We start from the raw sequence: 16,540 nt of genomic DNA, 5'->3' as shown, positions 1-16,540 counted from the left end.
AGAACCATGGACATCACTCGTCGCAATCTTGCGCTTGGCGGAATGGGTCTGCTCACCGGAGCGGCGATCGGTCGACCAGCCGTCGCCGAGGAGGGGGCTTTCCTGGGTGTCGGCCAGGGCCTTGAAGACTTCTGGCTCGCGAGCGACGCCTACATATTCGGCTATCCGTTGGTGACGATGGAGATGACGCGGAGGATCATCACCAACGTCGCGGAGCCTGTAGGCACGCGAGGGCCGATGGGCCATATCATCAAGCTGCGCCAGTATCCGGACGCGTCGTTCCGCGATGTCACTGCGCCCAACGCGGACACGCTCTACACCACGTCCTTCCTCGACGTCGGGAAGGAACCGTGGGTCCTCAGCATCCCGGACATGAAAGGGCGCTATTTCCTGATGCCGATGCTGGATGGCTGGACCACGGTGTTCCAGGTGCCGGGGAAGCGCACCACCGGCACCGGCGCACAAACCTATGCCATCACCGGGCCCGGCTGGAAGGGCACGCTGCCGGACGGCGTGAAGGAGTACAAATCGCCCACCAACATCGTGTGGCTGCTCGGCCGCATCTATTGCACCGGAACGCCGGAGGACTACGCCGCCGTCCACAAGCTGCAGGACGAGTGCAAGCTCGTTCCGCTCAGTGCCTACGGCAAGCCGTACACGCCGCCTCCGGGAAAGGTCGATCCGTCGATCGACATGAAGACGGCTGTCCGTGAGCAGGTCAATCGCATGGACGCGGTGTCATATTTCAAGCTGCTGTGCGAGCTGATGAAAGCCAATCCGCCATATGTAGCAGACGCGCCCCAGCTCGCCAAATTTGCTCGCATCGGCATCGTTCCCGGACAGGATTTCGACGAGAGCAAGCTGAAGGCGGACTTTCTGAAGCGCGTTCCGGAGGTGTCGTTCGACAGGATCATGCTTCAGTTCAAGGTCAACAAGGCGGTCAAGGACGAGAACGGCTTTGCGTTCACGACGAAAACCGGCATCTACGGCACCGACTACCTGATGCGAGCCCTGGTGACCGCGATTGGGCTTGGTGCCAATCGTCCGCAGGATGCGGTCTACCCGACCTCGCAAAAGGATGCGGACGACCGCAAGTACAATGGTGCGAACAAGTACGTCATGCGGTTTCCCAAAGGCCACCTGCCTCCGGCCGAGGGATTCTGGTCGCTCACGATGTACGACAGCAGCTACTTCTTCGTGAACAATCCGCTCAACCGATATTCGATCAGTGCGCGGGAAAACCTGAAGGAGAATCCGGACGGCTCGACCGATCTCTACATTCAGAAGGACTCGCCCGGCAAAGACAAGGAATCCAACTGGCTCCCCGCGCCGGAGGGAGATTTCATACTCATGCTGCGCATGTACTGGCCGCAGGAAACCGACCCGTCGATCATCAACGGCACCTGGACGGTTCCTGCCGTCAAGAAGGTCGGGGCTTGAGAACCCGGCTTCGTGCCGGCTCCGCCGGGGCCGGCACGAACCAACGTGCTTCGATTTGCGGTCGCGAATCGTACGCTCGCGCAAGCCGGACCAGATCGTTCTGCGATGCGCCAAAGGTGGGGTGGGTGCGAAATGCGGCGTCATGATCTTTCGAAGAGGCGGCAACCAAACGGGCGAGGCAAGACACTCAGGGATGTCGGCATCGCCATGACAATGATCGTGGCATCATGCTCGTCTGAAGCCGCGCGTGCCGACGAGGCCGGCGTCTCATATTGGCTTCCCGGCCGCTTCGGCAGCCTCGCTGCGACCCCGCAGGTCCCCGGCTGGTCGATGGCGGAGGTCTACTATCACACCAGCGTAAGTGCATTCGGCAATGCCGCGGCCGCCAGGGAAATCCAGGTCGGCAGAATCCCCGCCGCGGCAAACGTCGATCTAAATCTGCATCTCAACGCGCAGGCGGATCTCATCCTTCTCAATCCCACTTATACGTTCGCAACGCCGGTGCTGGGTGGCCAACTTGCCATCGGCGTGACCGGGCTGTTCGGACGGTCGAGCGCGGATCTTGCGGGGACGCTGACGGCGGCCGTCGGTCCGCTGGCGACAACCCGCACCGGCAGCTTCGGCGATTCGATCACATCAGTTGGCGACCTCTACCCGCAGGCGACGCTGAAGTGGAACGCCGGGGTGCACAATTTCATGAGCTATGTAACAGGAGACATCCCGGTCGGAGCATACAGCCCGAGCAGCCTTGCCAATCTCGGCATCGGTCACGCGGCCATCGATGCCGGCGGCGGCTACACCTACTTCAACCAGCAGGCGGGCCACGAATTTTCCGCGGTCGCGGGCTTCACCTACAATTTCAAGAATCCGGATACCCAGTACCAGAACGGGGTCGACTTCCATCTGGATTGGGGCGCCTCCCAGTTCCTGTCGAAGCAGGTTTTCGTTGGCCTGGTTGGATATGCCTATCAGCAGATCACCGACGATTTCGGCCAGCACCCTCTCCTGGGAGGCTTCCGGTCCCGCGTGCTTGGCGTTGGTCCGCAGATCGGCTTCCTGTTTCCCGTAGGTGACATGCAGGGTTATCTGAATCTCAAAGGGTATGGAGAATTTGCAGCAGAGAATCGCCCGGCCGGCTGGAACACCTGGTTGACGTTCTCGATCTCTCCGATGGCGCCGACCAGCACCGTGACGCCGACCCGACGGGTCGCGACAAAATAGCAGCGCTGCTGGCGCCTTCGATTGTGCCGAGATCACGCCACTATGGGCCGCAACCGTGCCGGTGGCTGCCGATGCCCGCCGTTCGGACGCCGCCCGGCAATTTTCGCCGACGCCGGTTCGATACGCGGGCGTCGTGATTGTCAGGCCGCACGGCCCAGGTTGCCAATGCTCGGCCGATTGATTTCAGCCGCGCTAACCCGAAAGTGGAGTCGATGTTACCGGATACGCCGTCGGTCGGTCAGCTCTCTCAGGTGATTTCTCAAGCGGCGGCGCCCGCATTTCTGCTCGGCGCATTGGCGGCCTTTATCGCGGTGCTGATTTCCCGCCTGAACCGGATCATCGACAGATCGATTTACCTGAACCAAATTTCGGATCAGGATCAGGAGAGATGCCGGCTCAAGGCAGACCTGCCGCGTCTTGCTCGGCGTGCCACCATGATCAATCGTGCGATCTTCTGGTCTATCATGGGAAGCATCTCGATCAGCATTGTCATCGTCGTCGGCTTTGTGAGTGCGTTCCTTCACATCCAACACGAGCGGGGCGTCGCCATCCTCTTCATTGTCTCCGTTGTGGCTTTCATCGTGTCGTTGGTCGATTTCGCGCGAGAGGTCCGAATTGCCCTGAGCGAGCTCGATCACTACGGCTAGATGCAATTGATACATTCACGCCTTAACGCGCGCGCGCGGAAGCCGATGAGGGCGTTGCCGCTTCCGACGGATGCGACTATGCGTGCCGCAACATGGAATCGACCCGCGACATAGATGAACGGCCCCATGCCCAGTACCACCACACCGAGGCGAGCCGGCATCACGCCGAGAACTACGGCAAGCACTAGCCGTTTTGGCACTGCGTGAGCAGCCTGCGCCGTCCCCGCAATGGGACGGCGATTTTCTTTTTGGCGGGCGTTCAGCCCCTATCGCCTGATGAGCAGCGCCGAGACGGCGCTCGCTGCGCACAGGCATGCGACGGTCGGAAAGATGATCGCCGTATTGCCGGTGTGATCCATGAATCGCCCGATCAACGGCTCGCCAATCCCGGCGCAGGCGTACGAAATGAAATTGAGGACGCCGGTTGCGGTTCCGGCCAGGCGACGGCCGAAGATGTCGGGACATAGCGCCCAGAACGACGACGCCGGGCCGAACACGAAGAAGCCGCACAGGAACAGGCCCGCGATCCCGACCAGGCTGCCGTGTGGCACGAGCTCCATCGCGAGCGCGATGATCGCGGCCATCACCATGTAGGAGATGATCGCGAGATAACGCCGTGATCTAAACAGAACATCCGAAATCCAGCTGTTGGTCGACGCGCCAAGCGCCATCCCGACCGGCAGTGCGACGGTAATCCAGACCGGATCGATGACCGTCGCAGCCGATTTCCAGTTTGGCCCGAGGAAATGGACGGGGACCCAGACCAGCAGGGCGTATCGCGCGGCGTTCTGAAATCCGATCGACAGGCCCGTTGCATAGAGCCGCCAGTTCGAGAGCACCGCGCGATAGCGCGCGCCGCTGGTCTTGGTGTCGACCTCGCTGTCGCCGTCCGCCTCATCGGGCGACTTCTCGTCGGCGGGCCCTTTGAGGCCGAGATCCTCGGGCCGCTCGCGCACCACGAGGAACATGACGACGGCGCCGAACAACATCAGGAACACCGACAGCCGGAAGATCCACCGCCAGTCGAGCCCGAGCGTGCCGAGAATGATGATCGGCACGAAATAGGCGAGGACCGACGAAAATCCGGACATGCCGACATAGAATGAATAGACGAAGCCGCGATGCCGGTGTCCCCACCAGTTCGAGAGCAGCCGGCTGCCCGGCGCGAATCCCATCGCCTGGAAATATCCGTTGAGGCCCCACGCCAGCAGCAGGGCGACGAAGCCGCCTGACAGGCTCGTCGCCCAATTCGCCGCGAACGAGAGGACCGCGCCGGCGAGCATCATGACGCGGCCACCCCATTTGTCGCCGAGATTGCCGTTGATCGACTGGCCGAGCGCGTAGGCCCACAGCATCGATGCGCTGACCCACCCGAGCATCTCCTTGGATAGTCCGAGCTCCCTCTGAATGCCAGGGATGGCAAAGCCAAAGGTTTGGCGTCCGAGGTAGTAGAAGAGGTAGCAAAAGGAGACGCCGAGCAGCGCCGTCCATTTGTAGCGCCGATACATCTGCGCCGCAGCCGTTTCGGTTGCGAGCGCCCGTGCAAAGGCCTGCCCAGTATCGAGCATGGCGTGTCCTCCTGTGCTTTTGTTTTGATTTATTGCGCGCCGTTCAGCGCAAACTCGAAGATGTCGAAGTTGCGCATGCGCCTGGTCTTCGCGAGCTTGCGATAGGCATCGTTCAGCTGGTGCGACAGGATGAACGGCACGATCTGCTCGCTCAGTCCGCCATGCGACCGGAGGCGGTGGCCGTCGAGTCCGCTGAGATCGTGCTCCGCCCGCGTCGAGCCGATTGTCGTGTGGGTGTCGCCGATCGTGACGAAATCCCCTTCGCGGTCGAGCGGCATTTGGTAGCGGCTCGCGGCGCTCGGCCCGTCGAGCACGAGCGCAATTCCCGGAATGGCCGCCGACGCCTCCATGACCTCGGCGAGGTCGAGCCCCTTACGCAGGTAGACGCGAACGAAGGAGCCAAGCGCGCCATGATGCTTCACGAACGGATCGGTGATCGGACAGATCACCCGCGCCGCACGTGGGCCGAAGCGCCGGTTCAGCTCGTCCTCGAGGAAGATCACGCGCGGGGTTCCGTCCGTGTTCGCCTTGTCGTTCATCCCGTGATCGGCAATCAGCCCGACCACGGCGCCAAGCTCGGCGATGCGGCCCACCTTCTGGTCGACGGCGCGGTGAAAGAAATCCGCTGCCGCCTCGCCCGGACCGTGCGCGTGCTGAACCAGATCGGACAGCGAGAGATAGAGCAGCTCGGCGCGATCTTGCTCAAGAAGCTTGATGCCGGCGTCAAGGACGAACAGCGACAGGTCGGGGCTGTACATGTCGGGCGTCGGCCGCCCGACCAGGGCTTCGACATCCGCAATGCCGTTCTCCGCCATGGTCGCGCTTCCGGCTTTCTCCGACGAGAAGCAAATTCCGCCTTCCATCCGGTGGCCGAGCATCTTGCGCAGCTTGTCCTTGGCGGTCACCGCAGCGACGCGAACGCCGGCGCGCGACATCTCGGCGAGGATGGTCGTCGCCCGCATCGGCATTGCATCGACGATCATGATTTCCTTGCCGGTCTCGCGATCGAGATAATAGTTTCCGGAGATGCCATGAACCGCCGGCGGCGCGCCGGTCACGATCGAGACGTTGTTCGGATTGGTGAAGGTCGGCATCGCGGCATCGGCGAGGGCCGCGAACCCGCTTCGCATCATCCGCGAAATATTGGGGAAGACCTCCCTCGCGTTGGGGAAATTGAGATAGCGCGGGTCGCATCCGTCGAGGCAGATAACGACGGTGGGGCGTGTGGGCTTGCTGTAGGTCCGCCCGTTGACTTCGATCATGATGGCTCCTTGTCCGGCCAGGGCCGATAAGCGGCTTCGGAGCGATCCTAGGAAGCGGCGGTCGGAATAAAAATTGAATAATTTACCGGTTCATGTAACTTCCATTCCCATGAAGCTGCGCGATCTTCCACTGGTGTCGCTCCGGACGTTCGCCGTCGTCGCGGAGACCGGCGGGGTCGGCGCCGCTGCGGACGCGCTCGGCGTCACCCACAGCGCGGTCAGCAAGCAGGTCAAGTTGCTCGAACGCTGGCTGGGACAGGCGCTGTTCACGCTGGAGGGCCGACGGCTGGTTCTCACACCCTTCGGCCTTGTGCTGTCGCGCGAGGTGGGGCGTGCGCTGGAGGATATTGCCGGTGCCTGCGCCTATGTGCAGCGCCAGCGCGAGCGCCGCACGGTCACGATTGAGGCGCCGGCGACCTTTGCGATGTACTGGCTGCTGCCGCGCGTCAATCGCTATCGCGCCCAAAACCCCCGCACAGATGTGTGGGTATCAACCAGGATGACGGGGCAGCTGCCGAATTTCTCGGCCCATGACCTTGTCGTGACGCGCGGGGAGGCGGCGGTGACTTCCTCGCGTCTCAGCGAGCGCGCCCTGCTGTTTCGCGAGGACCTGGCGGTATTGACGTCGCCGAAACTGCTGGCGCGGAAGCCGCTCGCAAAGGCCGCCGACGTCAAAAGCCATCATCTGATCGAGTCGATGACCCGGCCCCAGGAATGGGCGGCATGGTTGAAGCACGTGGGCATCACCGATGCGTTCGTGGCCGGCGGTCACCGCTTCGATCACCTGTTTGTGGCAATACAGGCAGTCAAGGATGGACTTGGATCGGTGGTAGCGCCGCAGAACGTCCTGCGAGAGGCGATCGCGAGCCATGATCTGGCAAGTCCGTTCCCGGAGCTGAACTTTCCGGGTGAATGCTATTTCTGCTATGGCGCGGCCGGCAGCGTCGATCCCGCGACACAGAAGTTCAGGGACTGGCTGGTTCAGGAAGCGCGATCGCAAGCCAAGGCGCCGCGCGCAACACAGCGGACCGGAGAATGTCCACGTCCGGCGAAATCGAGCTCCAGGCGCAGCCGTTGATCTAGCCGGTTCGTGTTGCAAAAGCCCTGAGCGCTGCCACCATCAGCTCCGGCGCTTCCTGCGCGACGCAATGTCCGACGCCGTCGAACGTCCAGCGGCTCGCATGCGGGATCAGCGCCGCGGCGCGGCCTGCCATCTCCTTGTAGATCGGCCATGACTGTTCGGCGGTCGCGATGCAGACCGGGCAGGCGATGTCGGAGAACCACGGGAACGGATTGCCGCGGCCATCGCCGGTATAGATCTGCTCCATGGCCTGGAAGATCGGCAGCAGCATCGCGGATTCGATTTCGGGCGTGCAGTGCAAGCGCACGCTGCCGTCGTCGAGCTTTGCGAAGCCGTGATGGACATAGGCCCGCAACGATGGTTCGGTCCATGTTGCGAAGGTCGGCGCGGCGCGCAGCCGCCGGAACAGGTCGTCGGCGTTGTCGAACTCGGCCCGGCGGCGCAGCACGCCCTGCACCGAGCCGTTCGCGATCTCGCTGAGGCCGCCGGCGCGCGGCGCGCGCGGATCCATCGCGGTTGGCTCCGTGACATGCAGGCGCGCGAAGCGACCGGGCATCAGTCTGGCTGCGAGCAGCAGGTCGGTTGCGCCGGCACTGTGACCGATGCCGTAGATGTCATGGAGGTCGAGGCGCTCCACCACCATGCGGACGTCTTCGGCAAAATCCCGGAAGTGATAGCGATCGGCCGGCGGCTTGTGGCTCAGGCCGTGGCCGCGGCGGTCGAGCGCGTAGACGGTGTAATCGGCCGCTAGCGCCTCTGCGACCTCGGTCCACACCTCCGCGACAAAGCCTGTGCCGTGCTGCAGCAGTGCCGGCGGCTTGTCCGACGCAGGCTCGCCCCATCGCGACACTGCGATGTTCGCGCCGTCATCGCCAACAAAGAGACGCTGCGGCTCGGTCATGTTCTGCTATCGCGCATCCTGCAGGATCATCGCCGCGGCCTTTTCGGCGATCATCGCCGTCGGCGTGTTAGTATTGCCCGATGTGATGGTCGGCATCACGGAGGCATCCGCGATGCGCAGGCCGTGCAGGCCGTAGAAGCGGAGCCGCTCGTCGACCACGGCCATCGGATCGTTGGCCGTTCCCATCTTCGCGGTGCCGACGGGATGGAAGATCGTGGTGCCGATGTCGCCGGCAGCCTTGGCGAGCGAGGCATCGTCGTCGCCGACCGAGGGGCCGGGCAGGAATTCCTCGGGATGATATTTCTCCAGCGCCTTCTGCTTCATCAGTCTGCGCGTGGTGCGGATGGCGTCGGCCGCGACCTGGCGGTCGTCGTCGGTCGACAGATAATTCGGCGCGATCGACGGCTTGTCGTCGGGTGCGGACGATTTGATGCGCACGGTGCCGCGCGAGCTCGGCTGCAGATTGCAGGCGCTCACCGTGATCGCGGGGAAGCGGTGCAGCGGATCACCGAACTTGTCGAGTGACAGCGGCTGCACGTGGAACTGGATGTTGGCGCGCGAGCGCGTCGCGTCCGAGCGCGTGAAGATGCCGAGCTGCGACGGCGCCATGGTCAGCGGCCCGCGGCGGCGAAATGCGTAGTCGAGGCCCATCAGGCCGCGGCGAACCAGATTGTAATAGGTTTCGTTCAGCGTACGCACGCCGGAGACCTTGTAGATCGCGCGCTGCTGCAGATGATCCTGCAGGTTATGGCCGATGCCCTGTACGTCGAGCACGATGTCGATGCCGAGCGGCGAGAGCCATTCGGACGGACCGATGCCGGAGCGTTGCAGCACCTGCGTGGTTCCGATCGAACCGGCGCAGAGGATCACCTCACCCCTGGCGCGCGCCTCCACGGTCTCATTGCCCTGGCGGAACAGCACGCCGGCGGCGCGGCCGCTCTCGATGACCAGGCGGTCGACCAGCACGTCGGTTTCGAGCCTGAGATTGCTGCGGTTCAGCACCGGTTTGAGGAAGCCGCGCGCCGACGACCAGCGCCGGCCGCGCTTCTGGTTGACGTGGAAGTAGCTGGTGCCCTCGTTGTCGCCGGTGTTGAAATCCGGGATGCGCTTGATGCCCATCTCCTCGGCGGCATCGCCGACCGCGTCGAGGATCTGCCACGACAGTCGCGGCGCCTCGATGCGCCAGCCGCCGCCGACACCATGATGCTCGCTTTCGCCGAGAAAGTGATCCTCCAGCCGCCTGAACGCCGGCAGCACGTCGCTGTAGCTCCAGCCGGTGAGGCCGAGCTGCCGCCAGTGGTCGTAGTCCGCGGCCTGGCCGCGCATCGAGATCATGGCGTTGATCGCGGAGGAGCCGCCGATCACCTTGCCGCGCGGGTAGGCGAGCGCGCGGCCGTTGAGGCCGGGCTCGGCCTCGGTCTTGAACATCCAGTCCGATCGCGGATTGCCGATCGCGAAGAGATAGCCGACCGGGATATGAAACCAGATCCAGTTGTCCTTGCCGCCGGCTTCCAGCAGCAGCACGCGCTTCTTCGGATCGGCCGACAGGCGGTTGGCCATGATGCAGCCCGCCGTGCCTGCGCCGACGATAATGTAGTCGAAATCACCCTCGAGCCTTCGCGGCATGTCCTCGTTCCCGGCAAGCGTCTTTTGTTGGGCCCCTTCTATAGCGTTTTCGAGCGAAGTGGAGCCCGGTTCGCGTGAAGAAAACGCGTCAATACAAGAAAATAGACCTCGGTTCTGACAGAGTCAGAACCGGGTTCTATCCAGACGCAGCAGGCCGACACAAGCCCGGCGGAACGCGCCGGGCGTGCGCTGGATGCTCAGGGGCGGCTCGGTTCGGCCAGTGTGACCTCATGTCTCGCGCGGGGAACGCAGACGATCAGCGTCAGCATGCCGATGCCGAGCAGGGCGCCGACGAGGGCGAGCGGTGCGTAGATGCTCCCGGTCGCGACATTCATCCAGCCGATCAGGGCAGGGCAGACCGCGCCGCCGAACGAGCCGATCGCTGAGATCAGCGCGATGCCGCCGGCCGCGGCGCTGCCCTCCAGCATCGCGTTCGGAATCGTCCAGAACAGCGACAGGATCGCGAAGATGCCGATCGAGGCGACGGCAAGCAGCGTCACGGTCAGGAGCACGCTGTCTTGCGCGGCCTGCAAGGCGATGAAGCAGGTCGCCGCAACGAGGCCGCAGCAGACCACGTGCCAGCGCCGTTCCTGTGTGCGGTCGGAACTGTAGCCGATCGCCACCATGCCGATCGCGGACGCAACCGAGATCGCGCCGCTCAGCCAGCCGATCTCGGTGGTGGTCGCCACGCCGACGCGTTTCAGCAGCGTCGGGGTCCACAACAGGATGGTGTTGAGCGAGCAGAAGAACGCGAAGTAGATGAAGGAGAGCAGATAGACGCGCGGCTCGCGCAGCGCCGCCGCGAAGCTCCGCGTGGTGCCGGGAACGGCGGCGCGGTCGCGGGCGAGGTCGCTTGCGACCTGCCGTCGCTCGTCGGCGTTCAGCCAGCTCGCGACCTGCGGTCCGTCGGCGAGGTAGAAATAGGCGGCGATGCCGAGCAGCACGGCCGGCCCGCCTTCGAGGATGAACAGCCACTGCCAGCCATGCAGGCCATGGACGCCCTGCATGTGGTCCATGATCAGGCCCGACAACGGTCCTGCAATGACGCCGCCGAGCGGCACCGCCATCACGAACAGGCTCGTCATGCGGCCGCGCACGCGATCCGGGAACCACAGCGTCAGATAATACAGGATGCCGGGGAAGAACCCGCCCTCGGCGGCGCCGAGCAGGAAGCGCAGCAGATAGAGGTGATACTGGTTCTGCACCAGCGCGAGCAGCACGGTGACTGCGCCCCACAGCACCATGATCCGCAGCAGCGTCTTGCGGACGCCGACCTTGACCAGCAGGAGATTGCTCGGCACTTCGAGCGCGACATAGCCGACCGAGAAGATGCCGGCGGCAAGCCCGAACACGGCGTCGTCGATCTGCAGGTCGTGCAGGAATTGCAGCTTGGCAAAGCCGATGTTGAAGCGATCGATGATCGCAACCGTGTAGCACGCCAGCAGGAACGGGATCAGGCGCCAGGCGATCCGTCCATAGAGCCGCGAATGGGCCGCATCCTGCATCGAAACCTCCGAATAATTCTTTTGATTGTTGAGTGGGGTCGCGCCGCGACGGCGCTACGCTCCCTCGCCCCGTCCTTACGGGGAGAGGGCTGGGGTGAGGGGCTGCCTCCGCATAATGCGGCGATAGCTGTGTCCGCGGAGGCTCCCCCTCACCCGGAGCGCATCTGACGGTGCGTTCCGGCCTCTCCCCGCACGGAGGAGAGGCGAAGTGGGAGCCCCCGAGTTGCGTCCCGCTAGCCCGCCTTCGCGTTCGGCGGAAACTCCAGCATCGCTTCGCCGGCTGCGACCGTCTCGCCGCGCTGGTTCTGTACGGCGACGTCGACCAATACCCAGCGCGATTTGGCCGATATCTGCTTGGCTTTGACGGTGCCGGCCGGGCGGATGGTGTCGCCGGGCTTCACCGGCTTCAGCCAGCGCGTCTCGAGCCTGCGATGGATCGCGCCGGCCGGAAGCGCCCAGTCGGTCAGCATGCGCGAGATCAGGCCGAAATTGTTCATGCCGTGCATGATGATGCCGCCGAAATTGGTCTTGCCGAAATCGCCCTTCATGTAGTTGTCGTCGAGATGCAGCGGGTTGTAGTCGAGCGATGCATCGCAGAACAGGCGGATCGATTCGCGCGAAACCGCGAATGCCGGGCCGTCGATGGTGTCGCCGGCCTTGAGAGATTCGAAATTCGCCGTGGTCATGGTGATCCTCCTTACATCGGACGGATGGTCTGGCCGCGACCCGAGCAGATCACGTCGCCATGCTGGTTGAAGAAGACGTTGTCGTGCACCACGAACAGCCGCTCGCGCTTAATGAACTTGTCGAGCGCGCGAGCCTGCAGGGTGATGGTGTCGCCGGGGCGGGCCGGGATGCTGTAGCTCCACGACTGTCCGGCATTGACGGTGCCCGGCGAGCGCATCCAGTCGTCGGCCGGCGTGCAGGCGAACATCAAGAGGATATGGATCGCGGGCGGCGCGATCAGCCCGCCATAGGGCCCGGCCTTCGCGGCTGCTTCGTCCAGATAGAGCGGATTGGTCTCGCCGACCGCGCGGCAGTACAGCGCGATCGCTTCCTGCGTGAGCTTGTAGGGCAGCGTCTTGCGCGGCTCGCCGGGCACGATGTCGTCCCACACCTTGCGCAGCTTCGCGTCTTTCCAGAAATCGGTTTCGAACGGGGTGGCCGCAGAACTTTCCGCTTGCGCCATCGTGCATCCTCCTGCTATTTGGTTCGCCAGGCGAACAATTCATTCGCTGTATGAATTGACGCTAGCGCGGTCGGGAGCCCCTGACAAGCGCGCAGGGTCGCGTCATGTGCAGGCAGCCATGCGGGCTGCGATGTCGTGAGCGCGATGACGGAACCAGCTAGGCGCCCGCCATGAGCAAAGAGAGTGACGGCTTCGTGCGCGCGATTGCGCGCGGCTTCTCGATCATCGAGGCACTCGGCAAGCCGCCGGGGCGGCACACGCTGGCGGAGGCTGCCGATACTGCCGGCCTCAACCGCGCCACCGCGCGGCGTATCCTCGCGACCCTGATCGCGCTGAAATATTGCGCCTCCGACGGACGCTATTTCAGCCTGCGGCCGCGCGCGCTCGGGCTCGGGCTGTCTTATCTCAACGCGCTGCCATACTGGGGTCATGCGCAGCGTGCGCTGGAAAACCTGCGCAACGAGATCGGCGAGTCCTGTGCGATGGCGGTGCTCGACGAGGATGAGATCGTCTATGCGCTGCGCCTGCCGGCGCGGCGGATTCTTTCCGCCAATCTCGGCGTCGGCAGCCGGCTGCCCGCGCATCTGGTTTCGCTCGGCCGCGTCATGCTCGCGGCGCTGCCGCCCGGCACCCGCGAGGCTTATCTCGCGACCGGGGGCTTCAGGCAGGTCACGCCGCGCACGGTCACCGATCCGGAGCGTCTTGGCGAGTTGCTCGCGCGGGTGGAGAGCGACGGCTATGCCTGGATCGATGGTGAGCTCGATCCGGCGATCTGCGGCATCGCGGTGCCTTTGCGCGATCCCGCGGGCGCGGTGGTCGCCGCGCTCAGCGTCAACACGATCTCGGGGACGGTGAGCGAAGCCGGCGCGCGCAAGAAATTCCTGCTGCCGCTGCGCCGCACCGCGCAGGAGATCCGCAGCCAGATGCTGACATCAGGGTAGGGAACGGCCGTCATCGACGCCTTTTCACCCGCTCCGGACCTGGATGGCTTTCCACGCCCATGCCGAATGAATAGTCTTTCGCCTTGCTGGCCGGGTGAACTGCCAAGGAAAATCCCGGCTACGTCAACGTCGATTGCTCAACTTGCCGGAGGATTCCTGTGGCCGACCCAGTCCGCGCCCCTTTCTATCACGACGGAATGCGTGAGTTGCAGGACCGCTTCGACGGTCGTCGTGTCGCCGACGGCCTCGAGAAGCATCGCCTGCATTTCGAATTCTGGGAACAGGACCGCAAGCTCATCGAGGAGACATGATTCTTTTTCATCGCGACCAGCTATCAGGACAACGTCGATTGCTCGATGCGGTCCGGCGATCCCGGCTTCGTGAAGATCACCGGGCCCGATACGCTTGAATTCCCTGAATACGACGGCAACAACATGTATCGCACGCTCGGCAATATTCACCGCAACCCGAACATCGGGTTGCTGTTTGTACGGCTCGACGGCAAGACGTTTCGCACGCGCATCCGAGGCAAGGCAACGATCCACGATAGCGCGGAGGCGCTTGCCGGGCATCATGGCGCGAAGGTCGTCGTGCGCGTCAAATGCGAGATCTTTCCAAATTGCCCGCGCTACGTTCCGGACCTGATGGGCGCCTCAGCGGACGTACCGGCGAATCTGTATGTGCCTCGGCCCGGGTACGAGCCGCCCGCACCGGAATGGAAAAGCCGGGACTACCTCAAGGACGTCCTGTCGAAGTACGATCCGCATCGGAAACGTGACGCATAGCGGACAGCCGGGAACCGCAGCCGGACGAGCGAGCAAACCGCGATCAGGGCAGCGGCGCCATGTAGGGGATGCTGCCGACCAGAGCGAACACCTGCACCGCGTTGCACAGCATGCCGCCCCAATGCAGCTGGCGCAGCCGCCGCACCGCGGTCGGATCGCCGGCGTCTCGCGCGTCTGCCTCGGCATCGAGCCGCCGCAGAAACCATTGCCGCGCCAGCACCGCGAACCCCGCGATCAAGGCGATGCCGAGCGCAACGGCGAACCGGCCGGCCGTGGCAAAGGCGAGCGTGCCGATCACGCCGGCGACCGCCAGCACCAGGAAGTAGGCGTTGAACATGCCGCGCAGCAGCCGGGTGACCGGTGGGACGTCGAGCTTCACAAGCAGGAACGCCGGCGCCGCCAGCAGGAAGTATCCCATCGGCACCAGCAGGATGATGGTGGAAAACAACACCGCCTGATCCGGCGTCATGTAGCCGCTCCCTGTTGGAAGGCGAGAGGATTTCGGTGCGGAAAACCTGGGGTAGTATCCGCGCCGGATATTTCTCGCACTATTAGGCTTTGGTCGGATGCGTTCGTTTGCGTCGGGTCAGTCGGTGACAACGATTCTGACGGTAGACCCGTCCGGCAAGTCTTTGGTCTCCGAGTAGATCTTTGCTGTAAAGGCGAGCCAGTCTCGACAGGAGCACATCCATATATTGTCGACCGTGTATTCGCCGCCGAACAGGGGGAGTGTCGTGAAGGCGTAGCGCCGGGAAGGGTCAAGAATCAGTCCTGCCGAGCGGCACCGATCGACCAATGCGCGCAACAGCCAGTCATCTGCATCATCAACGCAACGTTGGCGGAACGCTTCCTCCGAGTCGGCAATCTTGTTGATCGAGCCCGCCGACAGTTCCAGCATGTAAATGGCTCCCGCATCCCCCAAGAATACGTCCAGGAACAGGTTGGCTCCCAGGACGCGGCACCCGGCAGGCAAGATATCCGACCAGGCTGCGAGTTGGGCGAGCGTGATTTCAACCGGAAGGAAGTCTGAGCGGTCTTGTTCCATCCCAGGATCATGAATGCCCGGTCGCACTGCGACAAGCCGGAATGCACGGCAACGCGCTTTCGACGATTTCCGGTCGGCCGGCTCTGCATTTGCCGTGCCGCCGGACCCAATCCGGAGCATGCCACATCTGTTTGGGTGGACCGGCTCTTGCATGCTAGAGATGACTTACGTCCAACCTCTGAGGCCAGAATTCTCATGCCCATCGTGAACCGCGTCGCCGATCTGCAACCCGATATCCAGGCCTGGCGCCGCGACATCCATGAAAACCCCGAGTTGCTCTACGATGTGCACCGCACTGCATCATTCGTCGCCGACCGGTTGCGCGAGTTCGGCTGCGACGAGGTCGCGACCGGGCTCGGCAAGACCGGCGTGGTCGGGGTCATCAAGGGCAAGAAGGGGCCGGCCAAGGGCGACGTCAAGGTGATCGGCCTGCGTGCCGACATGGATGCGTTGCCGATCCACGAACAGACCAATTTGCCCTACGCCTCGAAGACGCCGGGCAAGATGCACGCCTGCGGCCATGACGGCCACACCGCGATGCTGCTGGGGGCGGCGCGCTATCTCGCCGAGACGCGCAATTTCGCCGGCGACGCCGTCGTGATCTTCCAGCCGGCCGAGGAGGGCGGTGCCGGTGCGGCGGCGATGATCAAGGACGGCCTGATGGACCGCTTCGGCATCGAGCAGGTCTACGGCATGCACAACGGTCCGGGGATTCCGATCGGCTCGTTCGCGATCCGCACCGGCCCGATCATGGCCGCGACCGATGCGATCGACATCAAGATCGAAGGGCTCGGCGGCCATGCGGCGCGGCCGCACAAGTGCATCCATTCCGTGCTGGTCGGCGCGCAGCTCGTCACCGCTTTGCAGCAGATCGTCGCGCGCACCGTCGATCCGCTCGACTCCGCCGTGATCTCGATGTGCGAATTCCACGCCGGCAACGCCCGCAACGTGATCCCGCAGACCGCGGAGCTGCGCGGCACTGTGCGCACGCTGACCCGCGAGGTGCGCGACCTCATCGAGAAGCGCGTGCGCGAGGTGGTCGACGGCGTTGCGAAGATGACCGGCGCCAAGATCGATCTGACCTATGAACGCGGCTACCCCGTCACCGTCAACCATGAGGCGCAGACCGAATTTGCGAGCCGCATCGCGCGTGAGGTCGCGGGCGCGTCCAACGTGCACGAGATGCCGCCGCTGATGGGCGCCGAGGATTTTTCCTACATGCTGGAAGCGCGACCCGGCGCCTTCATCTTCTGCGGCAATGGCGACAGCGCCGGCCTGCATCACCCTGCCTACAATTTCAACGACGAGGCGATCGTCTTCGGTACGTCG

Annotated in this window: 17 protein-coding genes; 8 read left to right on the top strand and 9 right to left on the bottom strand. The window is 63.9% G+C overall.

Translation table 11 applies throughout. The features are described from left to right. The first annotated feature begins 6 nt into the window (after positions 1-6). From AKL29_RS33615 to AKL29_RS33605, 3 genes are all read left to right on the top strand, one after another. Positions 7-1,440: a DUF1254 domain-containing protein gene (locus AKL29_RS33615; RefSeq protein ID WP_050387124.1), complete on the top strand. Its 1,434-nt coding sequence runs from the start codon at positions 7-9 to the stop codon at positions 1,438-1,440. A gap of 207 nt (positions 1,441-1,647) precedes the next feature. Then, entirely contained in the window at positions 1,648-2,661 is a 1,014-nt protein-coding gene (locus AKL29_RS33610; RefSeq protein WP_050387123.1) for a SphA family protein, read from the top strand. Positions 2,662-2,798: 137 nt separating this feature from the next. Then, a complete protein-coding gene (locus AKL29_RS33605) occupies positions 2,799-3,308 on the top strand; it encodes a DUF2721 domain-containing protein (protein ID WP_244482565.1) in 510 nt (169 codons plus the stop codon). A gap of 266 nt (positions 3,309-3,574) precedes the next feature. On the opposite strand, the gene AKL29_RS33600 is transcribed toward AKL29_RS33605, so the two are convergent. Continuing rightward, complete coding sequence (locus AKL29_RS33600; protein WP_080666918.1) at positions 3,575-4,876, bottom strand: MFS transporter; 1,302 nt, start codon at positions 4,874-4,876, stop codon at positions 3,575-3,577. A gap of 29 nt (positions 4,877-4,905) precedes the next feature. Beyond that, complete coding sequence (phnA, locus tag AKL29_RS33595) at positions 4,906-6,138, bottom strand: phosphonoacetate hydrolase (RefSeq protein WP_050387121.1); 1,233 nt, start codon at positions 6,136-6,138, stop codon at positions 4,906-4,908. A 109-nt stretch (positions 6,139-6,247) separates the two neighbouring features. Here phnA and AKL29_RS33590 point away from each other — a divergent pair, with 109 nt between their 5' ends. Beyond that, positions 6,248-7,216, top strand: coding sequence for a LysR substrate-binding domain-containing protein (locus AKL29_RS33590; RefSeq protein ID WP_050387120.1), 969 nt, complete (start codon positions 6,248-6,250; stop codon positions 7,214-7,216). Position 7,217: 1 nt separating this feature from the next. On the opposite strand, the gene AKL29_RS33585 is transcribed toward AKL29_RS33590, so the two are convergent. The 5 genes from AKL29_RS33585 to AKL29_RS33565 all read right to left on the bottom strand — a co-directional run bounded on the left by AKL29_RS33585 (position 7,218) and on the right by AKL29_RS33565 (position 12,440). Next, positions 7,218-8,120, bottom strand: a complete 903-nt coding sequence (locus AKL29_RS33585) for an alpha/beta fold hydrolase (protein WP_050387119.1) — start codon at positions 8,118-8,120, stop codon at positions 7,218-7,220. Between the two features lie 6 nt (positions 8,121-8,126). After that, positions 8,127-9,746: a GMC family oxidoreductase gene (locus AKL29_RS33580; RefSeq protein WP_050387118.1), complete on the bottom strand. Its 1,620-nt coding sequence runs from the start codon at positions 9,744-9,746 to the stop codon at positions 8,127-8,129. Between the two features lie 197 nt (positions 9,747-9,943). After that, a complete protein-coding gene (locus tag AKL29_RS33575; RefSeq protein ID WP_050387117.1) occupies positions 9,944-11,251 on the bottom strand; it encodes an MFS transporter in 1,308 nt (435 codons plus the stop codon). Positions 11,252-11,484: 233 nt separating this feature from the next. After that, positions 11,485-11,937 carry a MaoC family dehydratase gene (locus tag AKL29_RS33570; protein ID WP_028331685.1) on the bottom strand — a complete coding sequence of 151 codons (453 nt, stop codon included), beginning with the start codon at positions 11,935-11,937 and terminating at the stop codon, positions 11,485-11,487. A gap of 11 nt (positions 11,938-11,948) precedes the next feature. Beyond that, positions 11,949-12,440 carry a MaoC family dehydratase gene (locus AKL29_RS33565; protein WP_050387116.1) on the bottom strand — a complete coding sequence of 164 codons (492 nt, stop codon included), beginning with the start codon at positions 12,438-12,440 and terminating at the stop codon, positions 11,949-11,951. Between the two features lie 170 nt (positions 12,441-12,610). Here AKL29_RS33565 and AKL29_RS33560 point away from each other — a divergent pair, with 170 nt between their 5' ends. The 3 genes from AKL29_RS33560 to AKL29_RS33555 all read left to right on the top strand — a co-directional run bounded on the left by AKL29_RS33560 (position 12,611) and on the right by AKL29_RS33555 (position 14,166). Then, positions 12,611-13,381 carry an IclR family transcriptional regulator domain-containing protein gene (locus AKL29_RS33560; RefSeq protein ID WP_028331683.1) on the top strand — a complete coding sequence of 257 codons (771 nt, stop codon included), beginning with the start codon at positions 12,611-12,613 and terminating at the stop codon, positions 13,379-13,381. 158 nt (positions 13,382-13,539) lie between these two features. After that, entirely contained in the window at positions 13,540-13,692 is a 153-nt protein-coding gene (locus AKL29_RS43050; RefSeq protein ID WP_160321814.1) for a hypothetical protein, read from the top strand. A gap of 9 nt (positions 13,693-13,701) precedes the next feature. Next, entirely contained in the window at positions 13,702-14,166 is a 465-nt protein-coding gene (locus AKL29_RS33555) for a PNPOx family protein (protein ID WP_283809434.1), read from the top strand. A gap of 43 nt (positions 14,167-14,209) precedes the next feature. Here the strand turns inward: AKL29_RS33555 and AKL29_RS33550 are convergent, their stop codons facing one another. Together AKL29_RS33550 and AKL29_RS33545 are read right to left on the bottom strand one after the other, a co-directional pair. Next, positions 14,210-14,635, bottom strand: coding sequence for a hypothetical protein (locus tag AKL29_RS33550; protein WP_050387114.1), 426 nt, complete (start codon positions 14,633-14,635; stop codon positions 14,210-14,212). Between the two features lie 117 nt (positions 14,636-14,752). Then, positions 14,753-15,211 (bottom strand): T6SS immunity protein Tdi1 domain-containing protein, encoded by a 459-nt coding sequence (locus AKL29_RS33545; RefSeq protein ID WP_050387113.1) that lies wholly within the window; start codon positions 15,209-15,211, stop codon positions 14,753-14,755. Between the two features lie 195 nt (positions 15,212-15,406). Between AKL29_RS33545 and AKL29_RS33540 the strand changes: the two genes are divergently transcribed. Then, the coding region (locus AKL29_RS33540) for a M20 aminoacylase family protein (RefSeq protein ID WP_152977872.1) at positions 15,407-16,540 on the top strand (1,134 nt) is incomplete at its 3' end.

Source organism: Bradyrhizobium pachyrhizi (assembly GCF_001189245.1).
GTDB classification, from domain to species: domain Bacteria; phylum Pseudomonadota; class Alphaproteobacteria; order Rhizobiales; family Xanthobacteraceae; genus Bradyrhizobium; species Bradyrhizobium pachyrhizi.
This window is presented reverse-complemented; position numbering and strand designations above follow the sequence as displayed.